The 25,944-nt window shown below is 45.2% G+C and carries 27 protein-coding genes, 2 pseudogenes and 1 riboswitch; of the genes and pseudogenes, 3 read left to right on the top strand and 26 right to left on the bottom strand.

Features of this window, described 5'->3' with window-relative positions:
• Positions 1-14: 14 nt before the first annotated feature.
• The 7 genes from MMY81_RS13610 to MMY81_RS13585 all read right to left on the bottom strand — a co-directional run bounded on the left by MMY81_RS13610 (position 15) and on the right by MMY81_RS13585 (position 9,021).
• Complete coding sequence (locus MMY81_RS13610) at positions 15-605, bottom strand: lysophospholipid acyltransferase family protein (RefSeq protein ID WP_252313338.1); 591 nt, start codon at positions 603-605, stop codon at positions 15-17.
• Complete coding sequence (gene cmk / locus MMY81_RS13605; RefSeq protein WP_252313337.1) at positions 602-1,282, bottom strand: (d)CMP kinase; 681 nt, start codon at positions 1,280-1,282, stop codon at positions 602-604. The genes MMY81_RS13610 and cmk overlap by 4 nt, the downstream gene beginning before the upstream one ends.
• Positions 1,283-1,411: 129 nt before the next feature.
• A complete protein-coding gene (locus MMY81_RS35260; protein WP_374561915.1) occupies positions 1,412-1,606 on the bottom strand; it encodes a vitamin B12 dependent-methionine synthase activation domain-containing protein in 195 nt (64 codons plus the stop codon).
• Positions 1,516-4,872, bottom strand: coding sequence for a methionine synthase (gene metH, locus MMY81_RS13600; RefSeq protein WP_374561871.1), 3,357 nt, complete (start codon positions 4,870-4,872; stop codon positions 1,516-1,518). Before metH ends, MMY81_RS35260 begins: the two co-directional genes overlap by 91 nt.
• A 19-nt stretch (positions 4,873-4,891) precedes the next feature.
• On the bottom strand, positions 4,892-6,739 hold the full coding sequence (locus MMY81_RS13595; RefSeq protein WP_252313336.1) for a bifunctional homocysteine S-methyltransferase/methylenetetrahydrofolate reductase: 1,848 nt from the start codon (positions 6,737-6,739) through the stop codon (positions 4,892-4,894).
• Between the two features lie 32 nt (positions 6,740-6,771).
• Entirely contained in the window at positions 6,772-7,875 is a 1,104-nt protein-coding gene (locus MMY81_RS13590) for a methionine biosynthesis PLP-dependent protein (protein ID WP_252313335.1), read from the bottom strand.
• Positions 7,876-7,995: 120 nt separating this feature from the next.
• Positions 7,996-8,102, bottom strand: a riboswitch (SAM riboswitch).
• A gap of 253 nt (positions 8,103-8,355) precedes the next feature.
• On the bottom strand, positions 8,356-9,021 hold the full coding sequence (locus MMY81_RS13585) for a PrsW family glutamic-type intramembrane protease (protein WP_252313334.1): 666 nt from the start codon (positions 9,019-9,021) through the stop codon (positions 8,356-8,358).
• A 65-nt stretch (positions 9,022-9,086) separates the two neighbouring features.
• On the opposite strand from MMY81_RS13585, the gene MMY81_RS13580 reads away from it, so the two are divergent.
• Positions 9,087-10,067: an asparaginase gene (locus tag MMY81_RS13580; RefSeq protein WP_252313333.1), complete on the top strand. Its 981-nt coding sequence runs from the start codon at positions 9,087-9,089 to the stop codon at positions 10,065-10,067.
• Here MMY81_RS13580 and MMY81_RS13575 read toward each other — a convergent pair.
• From MMY81_RS13575 to MMY81_RS13545, 9 genes and pseudogenes are all read right to left on the bottom strand, one after another.
• Positions 10,062-11,054 (bottom strand): annotated as a pseudogene (locus MMY81_RS13575) (YpdA family putative bacillithiol disulfide reductase). The gene MMY81_RS13580 and the pseudogene MMY81_RS13575 overlap by 6 nt on opposite strands.
• 180 nt (positions 11,055-11,234) lie before the next feature.
• Positions 11,235-11,492, bottom strand: a pseudogene (locus MMY81_RS35255) (cobalamin-dependent protein); the annotation flags it as partial.
• Positions 11,493-11,619: 127 nt separating this feature from the next.
• Entirely contained in the window at positions 11,620-11,994 is a 375-nt protein-coding gene (locus MMY81_RS13570; RefSeq protein WP_252313332.1) for a MerR family transcriptional regulator, read from the bottom strand.
• A 21-nt stretch (positions 11,995-12,015) separates the two neighbouring features.
• Positions 12,016-12,618 carry a metallophosphoesterase family protein gene (locus tag MMY81_RS13565; protein ID WP_308215325.1) on the bottom strand — a complete coding sequence of 201 codons (603 nt, stop codon included), beginning with the start codon at positions 12,616-12,618 and terminating at the stop codon, positions 12,016-12,018.
• Positions 12,619-13,075: 457 nt separating this feature from the next.
• Entirely contained in the window at positions 13,076-13,498 is a 423-nt protein-coding gene (locus tag MMY81_RS13560; RefSeq protein WP_252313331.1) for a hypothetical protein, read from the bottom strand.
• Positions 13,498-13,734: a RecQ family zinc-binding domain-containing protein gene (locus MMY81_RS35250; RefSeq protein ID WP_374561866.1), complete on the bottom strand. Its 237-nt coding sequence runs from the start codon at positions 13,732-13,734 to the stop codon at positions 13,498-13,500. The genes MMY81_RS13560 and MMY81_RS35250 overlap by 1 nt, the downstream gene beginning before the upstream one ends.
• A complete protein-coding gene (locus tag MMY81_RS13555; RefSeq protein WP_252313330.1) occupies positions 13,640-15,010 on the bottom strand; it encodes a RecQ family ATP-dependent DNA helicase in 1,371 nt (456 codons plus the stop codon). The genes MMY81_RS35250 and MMY81_RS13555 overlap by 95 nt, the downstream gene beginning before the upstream one ends.
• Entirely contained in the window at positions 14,994-15,689 is a 696-nt protein-coding gene (locus MMY81_RS13550) for a helix-turn-helix domain-containing protein (RefSeq protein WP_252313329.1), read from the bottom strand. The genes MMY81_RS13555 and MMY81_RS13550 overlap by 17 nt, the downstream gene beginning before the upstream one ends.
• Positions 15,644-16,066, bottom strand: coding sequence for a YpbB family protein (locus MMY81_RS13545; protein ID WP_252313328.1), 423 nt, complete (start codon positions 16,064-16,066; stop codon positions 15,644-15,646). The genes MMY81_RS13550 and MMY81_RS13545 overlap by 46 nt, the downstream gene beginning before the upstream one ends.
• Positions 16,067-16,234: 168 nt before the next feature.
• Here MMY81_RS13545 and MMY81_RS13540 point away from each other — a divergent pair, with 168 nt between their 5' ends.
• Positions 16,235-16,480 (top strand): ferredoxin, encoded by a 246-nt coding sequence (locus MMY81_RS13540; RefSeq protein ID WP_252313327.1) that lies wholly within the window; start codon positions 16,235-16,237, stop codon positions 16,478-16,480.
• Between the two features lie 256 nt (positions 16,481-16,736).
• Positions 16,737-18,359 (top strand): phosphoglycerate dehydrogenase, encoded by a 1,623-nt coding sequence (gene serA / locus MMY81_RS13535; RefSeq protein ID WP_252313326.1) that lies wholly within the window; start codon positions 16,737-16,739, stop codon positions 18,357-18,359.
• Positions 18,360-18,612: 253 nt separating this feature from the next.
• On the opposite strand, the gene MMY81_RS13530 is transcribed toward serA, so the two are convergent.
• The 10 genes from MMY81_RS13530 to MMY81_RS13485 all read right to left on the bottom strand — a co-directional run bounded on the left by MMY81_RS13530 (position 18,613) and on the right by MMY81_RS13485 (position 25,940).
• Positions 18,613-19,188, bottom strand: a complete 576-nt coding sequence (locus tag MMY81_RS13530) for a cob(I)yrinic acid a,c-diamide adenosyltransferase (protein ID WP_252313325.1) — start codon at positions 19,186-19,188, stop codon at positions 18,613-18,615.
• 6 nt (positions 19,189-19,194) lie between these two features.
• A complete protein-coding gene (locus MMY81_RS13525; RefSeq protein WP_252313324.1) occupies positions 19,195-19,614 on the bottom strand; it encodes a bifunctional adenosylcobinamide kinase/adenosylcobinamide-phosphate guanylyltransferase in 420 nt (139 codons plus the stop codon).
• 71 nt (positions 19,615-19,685) lie between these two features.
• Positions 19,686-20,420 (bottom strand): adenosylcobinamide-GDP ribazoletransferase, encoded by a 735-nt coding sequence (locus tag MMY81_RS13520; RefSeq protein ID WP_252313323.1) that lies wholly within the window; start codon positions 20,418-20,420, stop codon positions 19,686-19,688.
• Entirely contained in the window at positions 20,417-21,259 is an 843-nt protein-coding gene (locus MMY81_RS13515; protein WP_252313322.1) for a cobyric acid synthase, read from the bottom strand. The genes MMY81_RS13520 and MMY81_RS13515 overlap by 4 nt, the downstream gene beginning before the upstream one ends.
• Positions 21,222-21,902 carry a cobyric acid synthase gene (locus MMY81_RS13510; RefSeq protein WP_252313321.1) on the bottom strand — a complete coding sequence of 227 codons (681 nt, stop codon included), beginning with the start codon at positions 21,900-21,902 and terminating at the stop codon, positions 21,222-21,224. Before MMY81_RS13510 ends, MMY81_RS13515 begins: the two co-directional genes overlap by 38 nt.
• Positions 21,902-22,435: a bifunctional adenosylcobinamide kinase/adenosylcobinamide-phosphate guanylyltransferase gene (locus tag MMY81_RS13505; protein WP_252313320.1), complete on the bottom strand. Its 534-nt coding sequence runs from the start codon at positions 22,433-22,435 to the stop codon at positions 21,902-21,904. Before MMY81_RS13505 ends, MMY81_RS13510 begins: the two co-directional genes overlap by 1 nt.
• Positions 22,429-23,508, bottom strand: coding sequence for a pyridoxal phosphate-dependent aminotransferase (locus tag MMY81_RS13500; RefSeq protein WP_252313319.1), 1,080 nt, complete (start codon positions 23,506-23,508; stop codon positions 22,429-22,431). Before MMY81_RS13500 ends, MMY81_RS13505 begins: the two co-directional genes overlap by 7 nt.
• Positions 23,495-24,463 carry an adenosylcobinamide-phosphate synthase CbiB gene (cbiB, locus tag MMY81_RS13495; protein WP_252313318.1) on the bottom strand — a complete coding sequence of 323 codons (969 nt, stop codon included), beginning with the start codon at positions 24,461-24,463 and terminating at the stop codon, positions 23,495-23,497. The genes MMY81_RS13500 and cbiB overlap by 14 nt, the downstream gene beginning before the upstream one ends.
• A 27-nt stretch (positions 24,464-24,490) precedes the next feature.
• Positions 24,491-25,099, bottom strand: a complete 609-nt coding sequence (locus tag MMY81_RS13490) for an adenosylcobinamide amidohydrolase (RefSeq protein ID WP_252313317.1) — start codon at positions 25,097-25,099, stop codon at positions 24,491-24,493.
• Between the two features lie 88 nt (positions 25,100-25,187).
• On the bottom strand, positions 25,188-25,940 hold the full coding sequence (locus MMY81_RS13485; protein WP_252313316.1) for an ABC transporter ATP-binding protein: 753 nt from the start codon (positions 25,938-25,940) through the stop codon (positions 25,188-25,190).
• Positions 25,941-25,944: the final 4 nt, after the last annotated feature.

Genomic DNA, 25,944 nt, shown 5'->3' with positions numbered 1-25,944 from the left:
TACCTATTTCTTTCTTATTTCAATAGAATTTGAGACTCTTTCAGCTCTTTAATACGCTTCATAATTACTTTAGTGGCTGTTTCAGCATTGGCTTTTTCCTTGCGGAGCTTCGACATATTGACAGGAGCTCCGTAAGAGATTTTTACTTTTCCAAGAGGCTTAAATTCTCCCGTTATGGCAACAGGCACGACGACAGCCGAGGAGCGGAGCGCGAAAAAACCTGCCCCTGAGAGCCCTTCTCCTATTGCACCAGTCTTACTTCTAGTACCCTCTGGGAACAAACATAAAACCTTTCCATCTTTAAGTAATTGCAGACCCTGCTTCAAAGCCTGCCTGTCCGCCATTCCTCTTTTCACAGGCATTACTTCCAGTCTGGATATAATCGGCCCTGCGAACCGGTTGGTCACCAATTCTTCTTTTGCCATAAACACGACATCTCTTTTGATAAACGTTCCAACAAGCGGGGGGTCAAAATTGCTTACATGGTTGGAACAAATTAAAACCGGTCCTTCCGCCGGGAGGTTTTCTTTTCCTTCTACTTCGACTCTAAGGGCAGCCCGGAAAAAAATTCCGCATAACGCTTTTCCTACCGTATATAACCTCATGATTCATGCACCCTTTCCTTAACCAATTCCAAAATCTGTTCCACCGCTTCATCTATCGACAAATTCGTTGTATCAAGCTCTAAGGCGTCATCTGCTTTGATCAGAGGGGACACGGCTCTGGTAGAGTCTCTTAAATCGCGCTCGGCAATTTCCTTCTGAATGGTTTCCAGCTCAGAAGCGGTTCCTTTCGCTGTGTTTTCTTCATGGCGCCTGCGTGCCCTTTCTTCTACGCTCGCCGTCATAAAAATTTTCACTTCTGCATTGGGAAGAACCGTCGTCCCGATGTCTCTCCCATCCAGCACAGCGCACCCTGCTGCAGCGAGTTCACGCTGTTTATCCACCATCCGCTCCCGGATAATCGGATGAGCCGACACAGCCGACACGTTTGCGGTCACCTCCGGTGTACGGATTGCAGCTGCTGCCTCATGTTGGTTAATATAAATAACATTTTCTCCTTCTTCCTGCTTCCATTCAATTTCAAGATCCTGAAGAAACGGCAGCACCTCTTCTTCCTTTTCCGGATCTGCCTGATTTTTCAGTACCAGATACGTAAGCGCTCTATACATGGAACCGGTATCAATATATGTATAACCAAGGAGGTAGGCTGCTTTTTTTGCTACGGTACTTTTTCCTGCCCCTGCCGGGCCGTCTATTGCAATACTAACTGTCATTTTCAAGCTCCTCTTCTACTATTTATTCACGTATGCTCCATTGAATTTTAACATACTATCCCCTGTACTGTTTTGACAGAAATAAGAAAAACGAAAAAGCAGGCGGCTGCTTTTTCGTTTCAAATTCTTTCTCCATCACCTTCCGGAAGATAATACGCTGAAGTATCTGCCTTCGGGATGGGAAAATACCATTGCTGATACCGATGCTTCCGGTTCCATCATGTACTCATCGGTCAATTCTACACCGATCTTTTCCGGCTGTAACAGACGGAAAAGCTTAGCCTGGTCTTCGAGGTTCGGACAGGCCGGGTACCCAAAGGAGACACGAATCCCATGGTATTTCGCAGAAAATCTGTCTTCCATTGTAAAATCTGTAGGGTCGGAAATCCCCACTGATCGCGCATAATCTGATGAACGCGCTCTGCAAAGCCTTCCGCTAATTCAAGCGCTGCCGCCTGAATTAGATGGCTGAATAAATAATCGCCTTCTTCTTTCGCTTTATTGGCTCTGGCACGGACTCCTTCACCAGCTGTGACCGTCAGAAATCCAATATAATCCATAACGCCATTCTCTTTGGGCTTTACGAAATCGGAAAGGCATAAGAAGGGCGGCTTATTCTGGCGAGGGAACGTAAAACGTTCCAATTCTGTTGTTCCTTCGTTATCGGCATACACAATAATCGTATTTCCATCTGCCTGTGCCGGGAAGAATTGATACATTCCATGCGCACGCAGAATCTGCTCTTTTTTCGCACGCTCCATTAAGTCGTCTGCTTTTTCTTTAAGCTCTACCGTTTTTTTATCATTTTCAGCGAGCAGACGGCTGACTTTTCCCTGCACACCGAGATGCCTCCCTAAAAGCATCTGCATATTAACGTAAGGCTGCAAATGACTGATACTGTAATCTTTCAGCAGGTGAGGTTTAAGATCGGGCGGCACGAGCAGAGGCGTAGTTGTAGAAACTTCCGAACGGGCCGGAGCTTCCGCAACGGCCGTGGCCGCTTTTGGCTTTTCAACTGCTTTGTTAAGCCGCTTCTCCCGCTTTTCCGCCCACTCCACCTGCATCTGTTTCATGTCATCGGGGCGTGCCAGCCTGTTGGCCAGATCAAGACCGTTCATGGCATCTTTTGCATAAAGAACCATACCGTCGTATTCTGCACTGATTTTTTCTTCCGTGAATTTTCTAGTCAAAGCAGCTCCGCCTACCATAACCGGAATGGAAATCTGCTGGTTTTTTAAATCCTGGGCAGTCAGTACCATCTGCTGGGCCGATTTCACAAGAAGGCCGCTTAAGCCAATCGCATCCGGATTTTCTTTAGCGATCGCTTCGATTAGTTCATTGGAAGTCACTTTAATACCTAAATTCACTATTTTAAAGCCGTTATTGGAAAGAATGATGTCCACAAGGTTTTTCCCAATATCATGTACATCCCCTTTAACGGTAGCAAGCAGTATTTTCCCTTTACCTGTATCATCGGCTGCTTTTGTTTCCATATACGGCTCAAGGTGAGATACCGCTGCTTTCATCGCTTCGGCGCTTTGCAGAACTTCTGCTACAATAAGCTCATTATTGTTAAACAGCTTTCCTACTTTATCCATCCCTACCATAAGCGGACCGTTAATGATGCTTAATGGCTCATCGTATTTGGTCAGGGCTTCATCAAGGTCTTTATAAAGGCCTTCTTTTGTTCCCTCTACGATATATTCAGCCAGCCTGTCTTCTAAAGAAAGATTTTGTTCGACTGTTTTCTTTTCTGCCTTTTTACCGCGGTAATGTGCGGTGAAATCAGCCAAAGTCTGGTCTGATGTTTCAAACAACAGCTCTTTAGCCATCTTTTTTTCTTTCTCCGGAATACTCGCAAAGCGCTCAAGCTTTTCCGTATTAACAATAGCGTAATCCAGTCCGGCATTGGTGCAGTAATACATAAAAGAAGCGTTGAGAACTTCTCTTCCTACAGGCGGCAGACCGAAAGACACATTGCTTATTCCAAGTATAGTCAAACAGTCAGGAAGCGCCTTTTTAATTTCTTTAATTCCATTAATCGTTGCTTCGGCGGAACCGATGTACTGAGCATCTCCGGTGCCGACCGGGAAAACAAGCGGATCGAATATAATATCTTTTGGATTCATCCCGTACTGATTGACGAGAATATCATGGGAGCGCACGGCCACTTCTACTTTTCTTTCCGTCGTGACAGCCATTCCTGTTTCATCAATTGTCCCTACTACTACAGCGGCTCCAAACTTTTTTAAGGTCGGTACAATATCCTCGAAGCGCTCTTCTCCATCTTCGAGGTTAATGGAGTTAATAATTGCTTTACCCTGAGAGTATGTCAGCGCTTTTTCAATGACCGCTGCATCCGTGGAGTCAATCATAAGCGGAACTTTCACTTTATTAATCACGTGGCTTAAAAATACTTCAATGTCATCCATCTCTTCACGATCCGGATCAGCAAGACACACATCAATGACGTGGGCTCCTTTTTTCACCTGCGCCCTTGCAATTTCGGAAGCCTCTTCAAATTTACCTTCGTTAATCAGTCTTTTGAACTTTTTGGAACCGATGACGTTTGTACGTTCCCCTACAAAAAGCGGACGCATGTCTTCTTCGTACACAAGCGGCTCAATTCCGGATACAACGTGAGGATGCCCCTCGGATGGTGTACGAGGTTCAAATTTAGTTAATGCCTCGCGCATTACTCTAATATGTTCCGGAGTCGTACCACAGCAGCCGCCAACTACATTCAGCCAGCCCTTCTCAGCAAAGCCTTCGAGCTTAGTCGTCAGGGATTCCGGCGATTCGTGATAATGTCCTTCTTCATCCGGAAGTCCCGCATTCGGATAACAGTGAACATACGTCGTCGAAAGCTCAGAAAGAGAGCGAAGGTGATCTCGCATAAACTCTGGTCCTGTGGCGCAGTTTAACCCGACAACGATCGGATTCATATGTTCTATTGATATATAAAAACTCTCCATGGACTGACCGGCAAGCGTAGTTCCCATAGGTTCGATCGTTCCTGAAATCATTAACGGCAGTTCGACTCCCAGCTCCTTCTGAGCCTCCTGAATACCTAAATAAGCTGCCTTCACGTTTCTGACGTCCTGGCTTGTTTCCAGCAGAAATAAATCAACTTCTCCCTTGATCAGTCCGGAGGCCTGCTCCCGATAGGTTTCCGTGAGCTCTTCAAATGTTGTTCCACCGGTTACAGAAAGAGATTTTGTCGTCGGTCCCATGGCTCCGGCAACGTAACGCGGAAAGTCTTCTGTTTCTATTTCTCTTACCGCATCTTTAGCCAGCTTGGCTGCCGCAATATTTAATTCTTCTGCCATATGCTGCAGATCATAGTCTGCAAGTACAATACTTGTTGCTCCAAATGTATTGGTTTCAATAATATCCGCCCCTGCTTCCAGATAGTCACGGTGGATTTTTTCAAGAACGTGAGGTGCGGTCACGTTTAAATACTCGTTGCACCCTTCATATTCTTCCCCGCCAAAATCTTCTGCAGTTAAATCAGCGTTTTGAAGCATCGTTCCCATGGCTCCATCTAAAATCAAAATAGATGTTTTCAGCCTGTCCTGGATTGCTGTTTTAAGCATTTGATCCCCTCCACTCTGTTCACTTGCTTTTTTCTTCTATTCGTACCGATGCTTTTTCTCTAATGTATTCAGTTAGACGGCACGTAATATCATAACGAAGGAATGGAGTGATTAAATAAATGCCATTAAAATATTCCATCGCTTCGTCGATCAGTGTTTTCGCTATTGCGATACCTTCTTCTGCTGCCCGGCCGCGGTCCTCCCCGCAATCGGCCATACTTCGGCGGATTGTATCTGTCAGCTTAATGCCGGGCACTTCATTGTGTAAAAATTCAGCATTCCGGCTGCTCACCAGGGGCATGATACCGATATATACCGGCACATCCATATGTTTTGTTGCTTCGTATATTTCTTTAAACTGTCCTTCTCCAAAAACCGGCTGCGTCATAAAGTAGTCGGCTCCGGCAGTGATTTTCTTTTCAAGGCGCTGCACGGCACGGTCCACATTCCGCACGTTAGGGTTAAATGCCGCGCCAACTGTAAACGTGGTATTTTGGCCGAGCGACTTTCCCGAAAAGGACAATCCTTTGTTCATTTCTTTCATTAATTGAATTAAATCAAAAGAGTTAGCGTCATATACAGAAGTAGCTCCGGGGAAATCCCCGACTTTCGTGGGATCACCCGTTACAGCAAGAATATCATGAATGCCGAGAGCATTAATTCCCATCAAATGGGACTGAAGACCGATAAGGTTTCTGTCGCGGCAGGCTACGTGAAGCAGCGGCCGCGCCTGTGTCATGCTTTTAACGAGTGCTCCCATTGCCAAATTATCAATCCGTGGACTTGCCAATGAGTTATCCGCCATTGTAACAGCGTCTGCACCGGATTGATACAAAGCCTGAGCTCCTTCTACAAATTTGGATGTGGCCAGCTTCTTGGGTGGATCAAGCTCTACAATAACCGTTACAGATTGCTTTGCTTTCTCTCTGAGGCTGGGCTCTGATGAAGGAGGTTCTACAATAGAAAACTGTCCGGCTTTTTGAGCCACGGCCTGCGCCGTCCGCGTTTTTGGAGCTGTGTTTTTAACAGCTGCAGCTATTTGAGCTATGTGCTCCGGTGTTGTACCGCAGCATCCTCCGATAATACCAATCCCCTGGTTTTGAAAATCAAGGGCTTTTTCATAAAAATAGTCTGGATTTGATTGGTAAACAAAACGTCCATCATCGATATCCGGAAGACTTGCATTTGGATGTACCGCATAAAGGGTATGTTCATCGAGGGGTGTCATTTCCAGGGACCGCAGGATGTGATACGGCCCCATTCGGCAGTTCACTCCCACAGCATCCGCGCCGGCCGCCGTCATTTGTTTAAATGCTTCTCCCAGCGGCATCCCGCTGTGCATAACGCCTACTTCACCGAGCGCTACCTGGGCGATCACCGGCAGGTTTGTTTTGCTTTTCGCAAGCTTAATGACCGATAAAATTTCCTGAAGATCATAGAACGTTTCCAGAATAATGCCGTCCGGTTCCGCTTTCAGCAGAGCGTCCAGCTGTTCAGAAAAAGCGCTGCGTATATCTTCATCGTTTTCTTCCATTTTCTGAAGGCCCTTTATACCGCCTATTGTGGCAAAAACAAAAGCTCTGCCTTCTGCAGCTGCCCGGGCTGTTTCAACGCCCAGTCTGTTTATATCAGCTGCTTTATCTTCCAGCTGATACTTGGCAAGCTTAATACGATTTGCTGCATACGTATTGGTCTGAATAATATCCGACCCTGCTTCTACATATTCTTTATGGATGTTTTTAACCAGGCCGGGCTCAGATATATTTAATGCTTCATAGGAACCGCTGTATCCTTTTTCATATAGATACGTTCCCATTGCCCCGTCTCCAATTAACATGCGTTTTGAATATTCCTCTGCCAAATTCACAACGAGCCACTCCCCTGATTCGTGATTTTCTTTTACAGGCGGTCGAGCGCCTGCCCTAAATCCGCGATTATATCTTCTTTATTTTCAATACCTACAGAAAAACGGAGCAGCCGGTTACAGACGCCGTTGGCAATCCGGACTTCCTCCGGAACATCAGCATGTGTTTGTGTGGCCGGATATGTCATGAAGCTCTCTACACCGCCCAGACTTTCTGCAAATGTGATAAGGTTCAGACCGCGGAGCAGGCTGTCGACCCACTGCTCATTTTCAATCCGAAAGGAAAGCATACCGCCTTTTCCGGTGTACAATACGTCCGTCACTTTTGGATGTGTATCCAGAAACTCCGCTACTGCCCGTGCGTTTTCTGTATGCTTTTCCATGCGCAGGGACAATGTTTTCATCCCTCTCATTAACAGCCAGGAATCCATAGGCGACAGTATTGTACCCATCCCGTTATGAAAAGCCGTAATCCGGCTGCTTAACTGCTCATCTTTTGTAACGATTAATCCGGCAATAATATCATTATGGCCGCCCAGATACTTCGAAGCACTGTGTATAACGATATCGGCACCCATATCGAGCGGACGCTGCAGAATCGGTGTGTAAAAAGTGTTATCCACAATCAGCCAGAGACCGTGTTTCTTGGCCAATTTTGACATTTCAGAAATATCGGCTTCCTGCATTAATGGATTGGTCGGCGTTTCTATAAAAAGGGCTTTCGTGCGTTCGGTAATCTTTTGTTCAAATGCCTCTACGTTTCTCGGGTCGCCATATGCAATCGTAATACCCCAGTTTTTCCATCCCTCTTCAAAAAGCCGGTACGTTCCTCCATATAAATCCTGGGAAGCAAGAATTTCGTCATCTTTATCAAAAATGGCAAACAGCGTTTGAATAGCAGCCATTCCTGAGCTCAATGCGTACCCTTTGGCACCATTTTCCAATCCGGCGATTGCCCGCTCCAGAATGTCTCTTGTAGGGTTGCCGGTACGGGAGTAATCAAACCCTGTCGACTCGCCTAATCCCTCGTGACGGAAAGCAGTAGACATGTGAATAGGGGCGCTTACGGCTCCCGTTCTTGGGTCTTCTTTATTTCCAATTTGTACTAGATTTGTTTCGATGTGAAATTTCTTATCCATTATTGTCACCCTTTTTGTGGCTTATTACTATATAGTTGCCTGCGTATCCTAATTTATCATTCCGCTAAAAGACCTTCCTCTAAAAGTAAGAAGAAGGTCTGCGATTTATAAGAGCACCTCTTCTTATCTCTCGGACATCTTCTGCCCGGCGGATTTAGCACCTGACCTGTGTAGGCTGGTTGCTGAGACTTCATAGGGCCTGATCCCTCCGTCTCTCTGGATAAGAAAGCTTTATTTATATAGTTGTGTAGTAAAACCTTACAAGATTAACGATCGAAATGCAATCAAATTGTGCGAATTTGTTGAATTTATTCAGGAGCAGTATCTACATATAAACGGCTGCTATTTCCGCAGACACAGCGGACAAAACCAGTTTGGATCGTACCGTCTTCTTTCCTGCTTCCTTTAAGAACAAATTTCTCCCCGCACCTCGGGCATCGTATGACGACGCGATATCGTTTTTCCTCTATCATAGGCCGTCTATTCCCCTTCCATCTGCCTAAACCTTTTTCCCTTTTCTTCTTTTCTTACAGCTATCCAACATATCAGAAACCCTAGAGGCAGCATCAAATAGACTATGTACTGCCGGTCGATTAATAATAGCAAATCGTACGTGCCGTGTAAAACGAACGGGACCGCCAGGCCTAAAAACAAGAACATTTTTCCGGCAGCGCCTTTCAAAAAGGAGGCTTTCCCTATATAATATCCCATAGTACAGGCAAACAGAGCATGGCTGGCCACCGGCAGAAATGCCCTTCCAAAGGCTATATCCACGCCATACGCTGCGAGGTAAAGAATATTTTCTGCTGCAGCAAAACCAAGCCCTACAGCAAGCGCATAAAGGGTCGTATCGTAAATAGAATGGATCCGGATAAAAGGAATAACGGCAGCGCACAAAATAAACCATTTAAAAAATTCCTCGAGCAGCCCGGCATATAAAAAAGCCTGAAAGAAGACGGAAGCCTCCGTACTTGTCTCTTCTGTAAGCGCATATTGCACTGTCACAATTGGAAAAACAAGCAGCATGCCAAAGAGAAAAGTACGGACCGTTTTGTAAAAGGAACCAGAAGTTGTCTCCTGTGTTAGATAATAGTAGCTTAAAAATGCGATCGAAGGCGCCAGGGCCGCAGTTATGATAGCAAACACTCGCGCATCCGTCCTTTCCTGCTCTGTAATTGCCGGCTAACCATTAATAGAAAAGAGGTATTCTTATGAAGCGGATTTTAACAATACATACCGGGGGCACAATCTCCATGAAAGAAGACAAGCAGACTGGAAGCGTAGCGCCGGGGGAAAAAAACCCTCTGGATCAATGGCATGAAGAAGCCAAGCAGGTAGCTGACATTACCGTGATCCCGTTCTTTCATCTTCCTTCCCCTCATATTACGCCTGAAAATATGTTCGAGCTTTCTGCTTTTATTAACGAAAAACTAGCTGAAGGCCTGTACGATGGGATTGTTATAACGCATGGAACGGATACGCTTGAAGAAACAGCCTACTTTCTCGATCTTCTTCATCGTTCCCCAATACCAATTATTTTGACAGGTGCTATGCGTTCAAGCAATGAATTAGGGGCAGACGGTCCTTACAATTTTCTGGCTGCCATTAGAACGGCTTCTTCTGAGCAGGCTAGAGAAAAGGGAGTGCTCGTTGTGATGAATGATGAAGTTCATTCTGCAATCAACGTAACGAAAACGCACTCTTCTAATGTAGCTACATTCCAGAGTCCTCAATTTGGACCAATCGGTCTCGTCACGCGGCGCGGTATTCTTTTTCATCACAGTCCTTCCGTTAGAGAGCAGTTTTCTATTTCCTCTTTAACGAAGAAAGTATTTCTTCTCAAGGCTTATGCGGGGATGGAAAGAGAAACGATAGACTTGTTAGAGTCCGCCTCTCCTTCCGGCCTCGTCATTGAAGCATTCGGCCAGGGAAACGTCCCGCCCGCTATAGTGCCCGCTATCGAGTCGCTTATAGCAAGGAATATCCCCGTTGTTCTTGTATCAAGATGCTACAGCGGCATTGTCCAGGCAACTTATGAGTATGCCGGTGGAGGCATGCAGCTGAAAAACAAAGGGGTTATTTTTTCAAATGGATTAAATGGCCAAAAAGCCCGGCTTAAATTAATGATTGCCCTCGAAGCAGGAATTACCGGAACAGAACTTACCAATACATTTGAAAGCTGGCCGTCATAATGACGAAGGCCAGCTTTCTTTTTCTTTAATATGAGAGGCAATCTGTTCCCCATGCCATCTGCCGTTTTCAATAAAAATTTCATTAGCATTATCACCGGCTGCGATGACGCCAGCAACATAGAGCCCAGAAACATTTGTTTCCATTGTTTTCTTTATTAAAATGAGGGCGCCCCGCTTCTCCGTTCAGCACTCCTGCCCTTTCCAAAAATGTATGGTCCGGATGATAGCCTGTCATGGCGAATACAAAATCTGCCGGCCACGCTCTGTTTTTGTCATTGTGTATACTCGACGGCCTCTTCCGAAATAGCCGTAACGTCTGCTTCGGATAAGAGATGTATTTTCCCCTGTCTGACGAGCGAATCAAAGTCCGGAAGTATCCAAGGCTTCACATGCTCTGAAAAGGAAGCGCCCCTATACAGAACGGTTACAAATGCTCCAGCTTTTTCAAGCGCAAGCGCTGCATCAACGGCGGAATTTTTCCCGCCGATTACGGCAACACTCCGATGAAAATAAGGGTGGGCTTCTTTAAAATAGGGGAAACATGCGGAAGGCTGCCTCCCTCAATTTCAAGTTTGTTCGGCTGACCGTAATAGCCGGTCGCTATAAATAACATAGTCCGGTGTGTACTGCCTTTTGTATACCGGTCATTGTGCAGGACGAAACAAGAAAAACCGCTGGATGTCTTTTCAATCGAATCCACTGTCATATGAATGAATACGCCAGATCTTCCTGCTCCACTACACGCTTATAATATACCAGTGCTTCCTGGCGGGTAGGCTTTCGGTTAATCGATGTGAAAGGGATATTCCCAACCTCCAGCCTTTCACTGGAGCTGAAAAAAACCTGGTGCACTGGATACTGGTAAATAGCGTCTACGATATTCTGTTTCTCAATGATAACCCGCATCTATCCTCTGCGTTTTAACTCAATAGCAGCTGCTATTCCACATGGCCCTGCTCCTACAATTACTACTGTTTCTCTACTCATATGCTGCACCCTTTTAATTCTTTTTGTTTTCCATCTGCTTATATAATATGTTGCTGATCCATTTTCCCATGCCTCCGCATTTGAACCAACCAGAAAACGGCTGTATTTCTGCGCTTTATCCACATCCATGTATTGAACGGCATGCCCTCCATTCCAATGTTTAAATGAGGATGCTCCATTTTCCATCTCCGTAATGAAGTTCAGTGACGTTTCCAGGTTTTCAAGCAGTGTACAGGAGGTAAAAAAGATATTAGTGTCTATTTCATGCATAACCTGTATTAAATCTTCTTCCGGGATACCTACACCCAGATAGACGACCTCGAATCCTTTTCGTTTTAAATATAAGGTGAAAAAAAGCAGCCCAAGTTCATGACTTTCATTTGGACCTGCAGCTGTTACCACTTTAGGCAGAAATCCTTTCACATTATAGGAGTGCATAATACTTCCAATTTTCGTACGTAGAAAAGAAGTTATATAATGCTCATGGGCGATAGTAATCTGATCGTTTTCCCATAATGTACCTACTTTCACTAAAAGAGTTCCAATATATCCGTCGTTACCTTTTCTAATGTAAACATTGAAAAAGCTTTATTGAGAGCTTCCTGGCATCAGCCTCTCTAAAACGAAGCAGGTGGCTAAGAATTTCTTCTGCAAGAGCATACGTATGGTCTATTTCCATTGGATGAACAGTCGTGCTGTCTATATCTTCAAATTTATCTATAAGATCCACCGCCTGACTGACAGTGAAACCGCTGCTTGTTTTACCCAGAATCCATTTGAGAACTGCTGCGTCTTTTTCCGTATACAGCCGATGGCCGGCTGAATTTCTTTCCGGATGAACAATATTATATCTTCTTTCCCAGGCACGAAGCGTGCCCGGCTGGATACCTAGCATATTGGAAATAGCTTTTATGTTATATTTGCCTTCCGTAGGTTCCATTTCTTTTCCCCCCGCGCCTCTTTATTTCAATGCTCTACCGGTACTAATGTAATAAAATGAGCTTCTGCCCTTGCGCCAAAGCGAAGCGCAGAAGTTGTCGTTCCATATCCATTGCTTACCAGATAAGGTAAGCGTCCGGCCTGTTTCCAACCTCCGGAGTGCGCAGTCCCATGGACCTAAACGAATCTGTCCTCCATGAGAATGGCCGGTGAGCATAAAATGAGCTTCACCCCGGGTCGAGGCCTCTAAAGCCGTAACCGGATAATGTGAAACCAATATTTCTGCTTTTGTCCAGCTGCTGTCTGCTCCGCGGGTTGTTTCGTCAAACCCGGCAATACGCAGCTCCTGGTCCAGAAGCTTCCAGCAATATGTGTTCCCGGCAAGAATTTCTATATGATAAGAGGTTAAAAGACGTTTCAGTTCTAAAGTTCGTTCTTCTTTATCATGATTGCCCCATACAAACAAAGTCGGTGCTCCGCATTGCAGCTGACGCAGGTTATATGCGGTTCTTGCAAAAGGCACGCCTTTTTCTCTAATATCCCCGCCTATTATAATCATATCTGCTTTTTTGTTTATCTGCCTGCTTAAAGACCTGGATATTTTTCTTCTATGTATGTCAGAAATAAAAAAGATGGTTTTTCCTGCAAAGTGTTCAGGAAGCTCTTTTATAAAAAAAAATCTTTCCTTACAACTGCCCGGTGGGCTGCAAAAATCATATACAGCAATAAACCGGCTGCTGCTGAAAAAACCGCGGTTATCGATTTCATTATATCGTCCTTTTATCTGATAGTTTTTTATTTATTCCCTCTAAGTCACTATCATAAACTAGTGCTAACTGCTCCAACTCATGAACGGATTGTGTCGATTTACTGCAGAAACCCTTTACGTCTCTATTTTTCGTTATACTGAATATACGCATGAATAGAAAGGAGATCTATTATGGATTTTGCTGTATTTCTTATAGGCACAATAATGTTTGGTGCAGGTTTTGTACTGCTGCTTTTTTTTCTGGCTAAAAAAATGTCGCTTCTCATTCCATTTATTTTGATGGCCGTGGGTGTGATTATCTGTTTTGTCGGCCTTATACTATCTTCACCTCTGACAGATCAGGACCGCAGCGCATCGCTGACAGAAATCCCTGGTGAACCTGAAGTTCTTCAGACTTAAAGATAATTGCTGCGCTTACTACAATAAGAAGAACAATACCAAGAAAAATAATAAACAACAGATGAGTCATCGTGACAGGCGCATTTTCTTCCTTTTCCTGCCGGCGTACAGCCATTCTTCGAACCGGTTCCTCTTCAGACTCCATGGCTTGATCCTGGCTGTTTTTTTCTTGTTGTTTCCACTCTCGTTTCAAACGGTCTTTTTCTTGTTTCTTTTGTCTTTTCTTTCTGCGCTTTTCTTCTTCCGCCTGCTTTTTCTGAGCCTCTTTTTTTCTTTCTTCTTCCTCTCGTTCCAATCTTTTTTTCTCTGTGCGTTTACCAGGCCTCTCTTCCATCATTAGTCCTTCTCCCCTTTTTCACTCCTGGATGTAGAAGCTGTCAACAGTTCTTCCAGCCTTTTTTTCCAGGAAATTTCAAATATTTCATCTTTTTTTCTGCCTTGATTCAGAGCAGGAACCACCCAGTCGGCTCCGCATAAATCACAGCACTGCTCCGGCTTTTCCTTTAGTATTTCCCCAAAATAGTCCAGCAGGGCCCTGCGCCGGCATGCTTCTTCCTGAAGCCACTTCTCCATGCTGAGCAGCTTCCGCTGCTTCCAGATGGTGCGCCGCTCCTTTACCTCTTTTATTTTTGTTCGGCAGTGAACTATCGGGGTTCTTCTTCCATTCCCTGTAATAATGGAGAAAAAAGCGCAGATGATTTTCTTCCCACCCGCTATATCGGGCAAGTTCTTCCCAGCGGCTTTCCGGTGCTTCCGGGTCAGCAAGAATGCGGGACACGAGCCGGTCTATTTCTTCTTCTGCAGGGAACTCCATCTCAATAAAAAAGCGCGGCAGATAAATATCGTCCTCTTTATATAATAAAATAGCGCTGCTTTTTTTTCCATCTCTTCCAGCTCGTCCAATTTCCTGAACATAGGATTCAAGATCCTTAGGATAATGATAATGAATAATATACCGGACGTCTGGTTTGTTTATTCCCATGCCAAATGCATTCGTACAGCATACAACGTCCAGCTCATCCCGAAGAAACTGCTGCTGGACAAGAATTCGATCCTGCTGAAGCATTCCTCCATGATATGCAGATACACGTTTGTTCGTATGCGTGGTAATATATTCACTTGTTTTTTCTGCTGCAGTCCGGCTGGAAAAGTAAATCATACCGGGATCCGGTGATCGATTTACCGCCTGCAGGAGTTCATTGTTTTTCTCTTCATCAGATAGGGTTTTTTTCACATGAATGGAAATGTTCGGACGGTTTGTTGATTCCTTTACGACAAGCGGTTCTTTCATTTCCAGCTGGCCGATGATGTCTTCTTGTACACCGGGGGCTGCTGTCGCAGTAACGGCAAGTACCGGTGGATTCCCGATTTCTTGACGTGTTTCTTTAATTTTCAAGTAGTCTGTTCTAAATTCATGGCCCCATTGAGAAATACAATGTGCTTCATCAACCGCCAGCAGGGATACCTCTGCAGAACCAAGCGCACGCTTGACTTTATCGAGCTGCAGACTTTCCGGTGAAATAAACAATATCTTTAACTCAGGCAGCTTTCTCAGCACATCTTCTTTTTCGGAGTAGGTTAAGAAACTGTTGTACATATCCACCTGTTTCATTTGCTTTTGCTGCATTTCCTGCATTTGGTTTTCCATTAAGGAGAGAAGCGGCGAAATAACAACGGTAAGTCCGGGCTGAAGATAAGCCGGCAGCTGATAACAAATAGATTTACCTGAGCCTGTTGCCATAACGGCGAGTACGTCTTTTTTTTGAAGCAGGGAGCGGATAATTGTTTCCTGACTGTTTCGAAACGACGTATAGCCAAAGTATGTTTTTAATTCATGCTGAAGATTCATCTGTCTTTCCTCCATAATAAGCAAGCGTTAATCGTATATGAAAATAAGTAACGGTCTCAGGCAGCTGCTCTTTTAGTTCTTTCATTTTCCTCGTCCGCCGGCTGTCGGAAACCGTCTTTATTTTCTCTGCGCTTTCAACCGGTACGTAATCATACAGGGGAAAAGATCTGCTTTCCGAAGCAATTTCAATAATATGGTCTTCAATTGTGCTTCGTTTTAAACGCCTAAGCTGACTGATCTTATCAAAAGACCAGCCTTCATCGAGAAGCCGCTTTGTTTCTGCTGCTGTTTTTGTCAGGCGGACTGAGGAGTCAACAGTTGGAAGTATACTTGTCAGAAGTGGAAAAGAAGAAACATTTTGCTGAAGTACTTCTATTATATAGTGAAGAATTCCATTAAATCTATAAATCACTTCTTCTTCTTCCTGCTTTAATGCTTTAGCTATCTGTGAAAAAGTCAGCCCCGTCCTGGCATAACCGCCCAGCTTATTTGCTGCAATAGCAGCCTCCTGTGGTTCGAGTCCACTCAGCAGTTTTTCGAGCTCATGGAATAGTCCATCCGCGAGCTTTGCCTTTGCCTGCTTACCCGAGGGCCATATCTGTTTGAGCCAGCGTAAAACGGCTTTTTCTCTAGTTACGGGAATAAAATGTCCCGAATCCGCCAGTGAAAAGATAAACACTGCACGAGAAGGGCCAGCCGGTTCCAGAAAATATCGGCTGCCGCACCATATTTCCATTGATTATACAATACAGGCTTCGAATAAACAGACCAAAATGCTTGATCTATCTCTTTTGCCTGATTGGCTGTTTTAATAAAATCGGCGGACTCCAGCAGAAGATGATTATTCTGCAGAAGGGAAATATCGTTTTGAAAGTCTTCCATAGTAAGTTTTGGAAAGGCGCCGTACCATTCAGTCAATTCATACCATTTCATGTCCTGGATGGACTGGGAGCTTTTCTTGCCTGTTAATATGTGATAAACTGCACCTGGCGTTCTATCGCCTTCCAGTTTTAGTAGCACGTGCAAAATGAGACGCCGCCGGAAATTCCATTCCATCGCAGGTTTCCCCCTTGTTACCGCATGATACCCTTGTGGGATTTCAGAAAATTAACGTCTTTAACTGTTGAAAAGTTTACCATGAAAGAATACAATATGAAATAGACTTTGGGTTCTCTTAAAGAGCCCTGTTAATATGTTTACCTGATTAAATGAAGTAGGAGGTTATTGGCTAAGTTTACAATTGATAAAGATACATGTATCGCCTGCGGCGCCTGTGGTGCTGCTGCTCCGGATATTTATGACTATGATGATGAAGGTCTGGCAGAAGTAATCCTTGACGACAATAAAGGTATTACAGCAGTCCCTGAAGACCTCGAAGAAGATATGCTTGACGCGTTTGAAGGCTGTCCGACCGATTCTATTAAAATCGCGGATGAGACCTTTGATGGCGATGCGCTTAAATTCGAATAAATTGTTGAATCCCTGTTAATAAGCAGGGATTTTTCCATTTATCCCGTTTTTATTCCTTTTAGGCGAAATTGACACCTCTGTGAAGGTGTGATACATTGCAATCATCTAAAAGACAAATGTCCTTTTGAAGAGAACACCTGACTCCTGCAATGAGGGTAGTATCACGAAAGCTTCTGCCTCTCACGATGATTTCGTGCGGGCGGAAGCTTTCTATATATATTTAGAGAAAATAGATTGAGGGAGAGTGGAGAGCACTATGATACAACAATCTACAACGGAACATCAGCAGACATCATCTGACAAAGGACATTATCGTATTCTTGTTTCTGATGCGATGAGCAGTGAAGGACTGGCGCCTTTATTGGAAAACAATCAGGTGGACTGCGTACAGCAGACAATCGAAGACACTTCAGATCTAGACAGCTATGACGCTTTGCTGGTCCGCAGCAGCACGACCGTAACAGCAGAATTAATGGATCAGATGACGAATTTAAAAATTGTAGCCCGTGCAGGTGTTGGTGTCGACAACATCGAAATTGAAGAAGCTACTAAGCGCGGTATTGTCGTTGTAAATGCACCAGACGGCAACACTATTTCTACAGCAGAACATACCTTTGCAATGATCATTGCACTTGCCCGGAAAATTCCCCAGGCAAATGCTTCTATAAAAAACAAAAAGTGGGACAGAAAAGCATTTCAAGGCTCTGAGCTCAGAGGAAAAACGCTTGGTATTATCGGATTTGGACGTATTGGTTCAGAACTGTCCAAACGTGCCCACAGTTTTGATATTAATGTGCTCGTTTACGACCCGTTTCTTACGAAAGAACGCGCTGAAAAAATGGGAGTCGAGCTTGCTGATCTGGATGCTATCCTCCGCACATCTGATATTCTTACCGTCCACACCCCTCTTACAAAAGATACAAAGGGGCTTCTTGGAGAAGAAAATATTAAAAAAACAAAACCCGGCGTATTTCTTATTAACTGTGCACGCGGCGGTATTATTGACGAAAAAGCTCTTTACAACAACCTGGAAAGCGGCCATGTAGCCGGCGCAGCTCTTGACGTGTTTGAAGAAGAACCGGCTAATGAAAATCCATTGCTCGCATTTGATCAGGTTGTCGCTACGCCACATATTGCAGCCAGCACGAAAGAAGCCCAGCTCAATGTTGCCTCACAGGTTTCAGAAGAAGTACTGCAGTTTCTAAACGGCATGCCGGCATTAAATTCCATCAACCTGCCGACTATGTCCAAAGAGATCTTTGACACGCTTCAGCCATACTACGAGCTGACAAGAAAAATGGGAAATATCCTTTCCCAAAGCATGAAAACGCCTGTTCAGGACATCGACGTGCATTACAGCGGCGAAGTAACCGAACTTGAAACAAGTGTCCTGACAAGATCACTTATTGCCGGCTTTCTCAGCTCCAGGGTGGATGCTCCCGTCAATGATGTAAATGCTACGATCATTGCCAAGGAAAGAGGCATCACTTACGGTGAAAAGCACCGCTCCGATGAGTCCGGGTACTCCAACCTGATTAAAGCGACAGTAAAAGGGGAAGGAAAAAAATTCGCCATTTACGGAACGTACGTTAAAGCATACGGCCCCCGCATTGTCCGTATTAACGATTTTAACGTTGATTTTTATCCAACCGGTCACTTAATTTATATTCAGCATACCGACCGTCCCGGTGTTATTGGAAAAATGGGACAGCTTCTCGGTAAGCACAACGTAAATATTGCTACCATGCAGGTAGGCCGCCGCCAGGAGGGTGGAGAGGCTATTATGATGCTTGCCGTGGATAAAGAGCCTAATCAAAATGTACTGGATGATTTAACATCTATTGAAGAAATCATCATGGCTGACAAAATAGAAGTATAAGAAATACTATACAACAGTATGTACAGGGATCACTTTCTGCAGGCCATGCCTAAGCTAAAGAGGAAAAAAGACGACCTCTTTTTCTTCACCGACGGCTGGTCTGCGGAGTCTCTCCCTGTTTCTTTTTTATTCTATTCTCTTTCCAATAGATTGCATAAATCTACTAACAAAACGTTTTCTCGATAATCTAAAAAGCAGAGGCCCGCAGCCTCTGCTTTTTATTTTGTTAAAAATAAGCCGGCCGTTCCGCCTGCTATTTTTTCTTGCGGGATCCTTTAAATACGATCGCGCTTCTTTCATATTCAATATCCGCCACTTTTTCCCTCGCATTTACTACCCGTGCTGCAGCAAAGAAATAGTCAGAGAGACGGTTCAGATATTTAAATACGTGCTCGTTAATAGGCTCCTCTTTCATTAGTGAAGCCGTAAGCCGCTCTGCTCTTCTTGTTACCGTGCGCAAAACATGCATTTCTGCCGCTGCAATAGAACCGCCGGGTAAAATAAAACGCTGAAGCTCCGGGGCCTGTGGAATGTATTCGTCAATATGTTCTTCAAGAGCGGTAACCATTTCCGGCGTTACTTTGAACTCGGCATCTTCTTTTACATTGGCCAGGTCGCTTCCGCAGTCGAACAATTCATGCTGAATCTTTACCAGCTCACTTTTCATATCCGGGAACAATTCATCATCGAGCAGTGCAATGGCGCGGCCAACGAATGAATTCAGTTCGTCACATGTACCATAGGCTTCTACACGCACATGATCTTTATCACGGCGTCCTCCGATAATACCCGTTGTTCCTTTGTCTCCGCTTCTCGTATACAGTTTCATTTTATCTCATCCTTTCCATTTTGCAGACTGGCCGTACCATACCTCGTACACCTGCGCTGCTTCTTTCGTTAATCGTTGATACCATAATCCTACCGCATCACGGAGCTGTCTGTCTTTTTTTTCGACTGGTACAATCCCTTTGTTTAGATCTGTTCCAATCACAATCAGCTTTCGCGCCTTATATTCATTTTCCCATTTTATCAGGGTTTTATACCAGGAATATAAGGTTTCCGGATCATCTAAATATCGTTTTACCGCTTCATCAAACGCTTCAATCACTAACAGCCCATTTTGCTCTTCTGGGAGAGTGCAGTCTAAAATGTCCATCTTGTAAAAAGAACACCACGCCCATCTAGTCTCTTTTTGATAGTTCTGCTGGACCCATTCTTTTTTTCCGTTCGCTGTGCCGCCTAAAATCACATCCACTTCTTTACCTCCTCTTTTATAGGATCGCCGCCATAACAGCAGCAGTCCACCAAAGCAGGACTTCTGTCCCCTCAAGAGAAAGCTCCCGCCGTGTCCCCGTTTATGCCTCCAAGTTTGCGTACAAAAAAGCGGTACAGCCCTGCTGTGCAAAAAATAGTAATTACTGCCAGGCTTAATGTGAAAGTAACAGAAAAATAAAAAGCAGGCAGCAGCGCTACGAGAGTAAGACCGGCGAGCTGGTACATATCAGATGATTCTCTTTTCTTTTGGAAAGAGGCTGCAAGCCCCGTCGCCGATAACAGCACTCCACGGCTGACAATAACTCCCATTCCAGCCCGGGACAGCACCGGAACAGCAAATAAAGCGGCGTAAAACATCGATAAGGAGGTGTCCAGCATGACCAGAATTGCTGTGAATTTTCCGGCCAGCAGCAAAATAGTTGTCCATACAGCTCCGGATCCAACTAAAGGATCTTTCATCACAGTCAGTTTTTCCTCCCGCGGCTTCCAGGAAAGAACAGCATCACTTACGTCCATCCACCCATCAAGATGCAGCCCGCCGGATAAAATGATAAAGCAAGCGAGAACCATAAAGCCTGCAGCGTATATGGGAAGACCTGTACTGAGCAGGCCAGTTCCCACAGCAGCAGCGATGACGGCGGCAAATACCCCGCACAGAGGAAAGCAGAGCAGTGCGCGGCGCATCGCTGACGGGGTCCAGTCTATGGAACGGGGCACCGGAAAAATGGTTAGAAATCCTACAGCCAGCAGCAGTCCTTCATAAAAATTCTTTACTTGTTTAATCATCTGCTGTGATTCTCCATTAACTCAATTAAATCATCTACGCTGACATGAGCCTCAAAAGCAGCAGCAAGCTCATCAAGACGCTTGTCCTTTTCTTTTTCGTAATAAACGACCTCAAGCTCTGGAAGTCCTTTCTGCTTTCTCACCTGATTGAGCCATCGACTCCGCCACTCATCGTTGTGAAACACATGATGAAGATATGTGCCTGTTACCCGGCCTCCGACGCTTACAATTCCCTCCGGATCCCCGCCTCTATCAGAATAGAAAAGCGGTACGGCCTCTGCCGAGTATGTAATAGTAGAACGGCCTGTATGAATTTCATATCCGTCAATCCGTTCATTGTCTCCCTCTATACCTGTCCAGCGTCTGGTTGTTTTTTCTGCTTCAAACGATGTAACGACAGGAAGAATGCCAAGTCCCTGCGCCTTCGTTCCGGAAGTGCCGCTATCATGACCGTCTTCATCCAATAATTCCTGTCCCAGCATCTGCAGACCGCCGCAGATACCGACCGCTCTGCCTCCATTGGTAATATAGTTTGTTAACAAGTCAGCTGTTCCTGTTTTTTCCATATATCGCAGATCGAGAATGGTACTTCTTGTACCTGGAATAATGACGGCGTCCGGTTCACCAAAATCGCCGTCAGCGTAAACGAAACGAATGGAGACATCCGGCTCTGCTGTAAAGGGCTCAATGTCGGTATAGTTCGAAATATAAGGGAGGGCAATCACAGCCAAATCAATAGTACGTGTTTCCGATATTTCCCTGGTCAGACGGTTTAAAGAAAGTGAATCCTCCCGTTCCATTTCAATATCGAGCTTGGGAAGCACGCCTAGGAGATACATTTTCTTCTATCCAGTTCACTCCGTCTGTAAACAAAGCCGGATCGCCGCGGAAACGATTGACAATGACTCCCGCCAGTCTCTCCTGATGACCAGGCGGCAAAAGCTGCTGTGTACCGAACAGCTGAGCAAACACGCCTCCTCTTTCTATGTCTGCAACTAAAACAGCAGGAACCTCTGCGGTTTCTGCTGTATATAAATTAGCTAAATCTGAGTCCATTAAATTAATTTCAGCCGGACTGCCTGCGCCTTCCATAATGATGAAATTATAATCTTTTTCCAGTCGTCTAAGTGAGGTTTGAATAGCTTCTTTGGCCATAGGGATAAATTTTGTTCGATAATCAGCAGCCTGCGGGCTCCCCGAAGAAATACCGCGTATGATCACTTCTGCCTTTCTGTCACTTCTTGGTTTCAGCAGTACCGGATTCATATCTACTGTTGCTTCCGTTCTGCATGCTTCGGCCTGTAATCCCTGGGATCGTCCAATCTCCAGACTTTCTGCCGTAATATACGAATTATTGGACATGTTCTGCCCTTTAAAGGGAGCGACAGAAAACCCGCGGTTGGCCAGCGCCCGGCAGAGAGCCGTAACAATATAACTTTTCCCGGCATCAGAAGTGGTGCCCCAGACAATTAATCCTTTCATTACCATTCTCCTTTCATTAGACGGAGGATTCCGTAATTAACGATTCCAGCCAGGTCTGCTTTTTCAACAATCCGGCAGGACAGCCATCCCTGAATTTTTAGAAAATGTATCATATCTGGATAAACAGCAGGCTGATGGCTTATATCACTGCTGACAATTATGAGTGTTGCACTTTTTTTCTCCAGCGCAATGACTGCTTCCAGCATACGAGCCGGCCCTTCCCGTCTGTTCCAGCTCTCTGATGTAAACATTTCGTTGCTGAGCCAGGTCGTCAAACAGTCCAGCAGCACATGATCCCCAGTATTTATCTGCTCCAGACTATTCTTAAGATCAAATGGCTGTTCAATCGTAACCCACGGTACGCGCGCGTTGTTTCTTACCAGTCGATGATCTCTGATACGCTTTTCCATCTCTGTATCCTGCGGAGCTGCTGTAGCTATATACACGGGGCGGCCATCGGTTCTTTCTTGAATGACCTTCTCGGCAAGTGATGTTTTTCCGCTTTTCGCACCACCTTCGATAAAAATTAACATCGCGGCGGCTCTTCCTTCAGCATATCCAACAACCGGTTATTGTCGTCTTTTTCTTTAACAGCGATCCGGATGTAGCAGCCATCCATTCCCCGGAAGGAATATGTATGACGGAGCATAAACCCTCGTGCGGCGGCTCGTTTTAATACCGGCAGCATAGAGCGTTCCCCGGTACCACCTATTAAATAGTAGTTCACCGTGCTTGAACTTACATAATAACCCGCTTTTTTTAATAATGGCAGCAGCCGTGAACGTTCCGCTGCCACAAATTGAGCTGTTAGCTTCCTGAAGGAGTCCAAGCCGGCAGCAAACCGCATCGCTTTTTCAGCAGTAGACCCGATATTCCATGAAGGTGTCCGTTCCCGCATTTTTTTTACGAAGTCCGGCGGGGCTATCGCATATCCAGCACGGATTCCCGGGACGGCATACATTTTGGTCATGGAACGCAGAATAATAATGCAGGGACTTAATTGGACCATCTTACTGTAGGTTATCGGTACGATCTGAAAGTCGAAAAAGGCTTCATCTATAATAAGATATATACCTCGTTCCTCGCATGCTGCAATGATCGCAGCCATCGTTTCTCTGCTTTGGATAGTACCTGTTGGATTGTTTGGGTTACAGAGCCAGACAGAGTATACTCCGTCCAGTGATTGGTTAAAAGCGGCAGGATCGATTTCCCAATTGTCTTCTGCGGTTGTCAAAAAACTATGCACTTTGCAGCCGTAGGCTTCCAAAGCCTTCCTATATTCGGAAAAGGTCGGTTCAATAATCACAGCTTTCTGCCCTGCAAATAACGAAGCAGTAATATAAATTAATTCAGAAGCACCGTTGCCAGGATGAATGGAGGCTTCCTCCACCTCGTTCCAGTCTGCCAGACGTTGTATCAGTTCTGTATAATGATAATCTGGATAGCGCTGAATATCAGCTGTCCATCGCGGTATTTCTTCAAGCAGGTCATGAGGAGCTCCCAGGGGGTTGGTATTCACGCTAAAATCTTTTATGTCAGCAGATGCAGACTGTTCTATTTTTTTCATAAAAGCATCAGGCATTGCACCATGCTCAGGCCAATCCAAGATAAATCCCTCCTCCTATCCACGCCGCTGCCAGAAATAGCACAATCGTCATGTCCCATACAATCATACTTTCCTTAATTCTTTCTTTGCGCAGTGGAAGCGTTCCCACTCCCAGATACGGGCGGTCTCTTACTGTACCGTGGTATACAGCAGGTCCTCCCAATTTTGTAAACAATACAGCCGACATCGCTGATTCTCCAAAACCTGCGTTTGGACTTTCATGCAGGCGGGCATGCTCTGCCGTGTCTTTCCATGTTTTCAGGAGCGTCTGCCTCTTCAGCCATAACGAGCTGAATCCCATAAGAAAAGCGGTCAGGCGCGCGGGCAGCCAATTCAGCAGGTCATCTGTCTTTGCGGCTCCAAATCCAAATGATAGATGTTTTTTTGTTTTATAGCCTATCATCGCATCCGCTGTATTGAAAAAACGGTAGAAGACAGCCAGAGGTGCGCCTCCGAGCAGTGCATAAAAAAGCGGCGCTGTGACACTATCCGAAGTATTTTCCCCGGTACTTTCCACTACGGAACGGGAAATCTGTTCTTCAGTCATAGTCGAGGTATCCCTGGATACGATATAAGACGTTAACAGCCTGGCTTTTTCCAAATTTCCGCCGGCCAGTTCCTCGTGAATAGCTGCAGCTGAGCTCTTCATGCTTCGGCCGCCGATCATCAGCCAGATAATGATGGCCTCCACCGCAATACCCGCTGCCGGATTAAAGATATAGAACAGGCTGATCAGAGCAAACGCTGATCCGGTTAAGATGAATGCTGCTGTGTAAATGAGCACAATTCCTTTTATCTTTTTGGCGCGCTCGGATCCTTTGTTTCCCTGGTCGTCCACATATTGAAGAATATTTCCCATAAGAATAACCGGGTGCCATCTTTTATGAGGATCACCAAACAGCTGGTCAAGAACGTATGCAGCGGTTACTGCAGTCAGGTGAAAGATTAATACCATGATGTTAAAGCCTCTTTCTATTCATTCCTATTTTTCCAATGCATTATATACACTATCGTACACGGCTTTTGCGACATGTCTTCCTAAAACCGTTGCTGTTCCGCCATAAGGATGATGCATTCCTCTCTGCGTCGCCGCTACCATCAAGCTGTCTGTTGAAGTTCCCGTCGCCATTGTACCCGTCACCTGGTCTTTAACATTTCTATCCATCAGCGCCCTTGTTTTTGCTTCGGTTGCTGTCATCATAACCTGGGCAAACGCAGCTTCCGGAAGACGTCCATCGACGAATATCCAAATATTTATTGTGCCTATTTCCATTTGCATATGCTGCTCGTATGCCCGTGAAGCATCGAGGGCGTTGGACACTCCTGCCGTAGCCATCACCCAGACATCGGCTCCTTCAACCATTCTTCTCGTTTCTCTGCCGTTTTCCAGCCTGGCCGCCGTCATCATGCCCACTGCTTCGTCCGGGTCAATCTGATGTGTTTTCATATAATCAATATATTCCTGTTTTGCATCATCGATATTATAATCAAGCGACACATGGCGGTTCACGAATACTTTGTGCCAGCCAAAACCTTCCCCGATAATTGAAGAGGAGAACGTTTTCCAGTAGTCTTCAGATGATATCTTCACAAAATCCCGGCTTCGCTGGATCTCCATCCGGTCGATAGCGGCTTCCTCTTTATCCTTTGCAGCGTTTGGTGTTAACGTAATTAGCGGACTAGGAACAGCAGGATGGGCTTTTTCGGTTAACCGAAGCCGCGTAAACCTCCTCAATTTTATCTTTTTTCAGCACAGTTCCTGGTTTACCCGTTCCTGCATCCCTGCCTTCATCAAGAAGCATCAGGCGGTCACAAAACATCGCTGCCATATTCAAATCATGCAGTATAGCTACGACGGTTATTTTGCCCGCGCTGGTCCATTCCCTAAGTGTATTAAGCAGATTCATTTGATGAGAAATATCCAAATGATTTGTCGGCTCATCCAGAAGGAGAATCTGGGGCTCCTGCGCAAGAGCACGGGCTAAAAGCACCCGCTGTTTTTCACCTCCGCTTAGTGTTTCCATTGGAAGATCTGCAAAGGATTCTACTCTTGTTTCCTGCATTGCCTTGTCCACGATTCTCTTGTCTTCTATTTTAGTGTTGTTGAACCAGCCGCTTTGATGCGGATAGCGGCCAAGTTCCACGACCTGCCTGGCCGTATAGGAAAAAGTTGTTTCCGTGTGCTGGGGAAGAACGGCAATTTTTTTAGCAAGATCTTTATTGGAATAGGTCAAAAGCGCACGACCGTCTATTTCAATAGATCCGGAATCCGTTTCAAGTCCGCGGTACATACATTTAAGAAGGGTTGACTTTCCACTGCCGTTCGGACCGATAATACCAAAAATTTCATGCTCTTGTACCGTTAAGGAAATGTCTTTAATAACATCTTCTCCACCGTATCCAGCCGTGAGCTGATGAACGTCAAACAGCATCTGT

This window comes from Sinobaca sp. H24, assembly GCF_023845525.1.
This window is presented reverse-complemented; position numbering and strand designations above follow the sequence as displayed.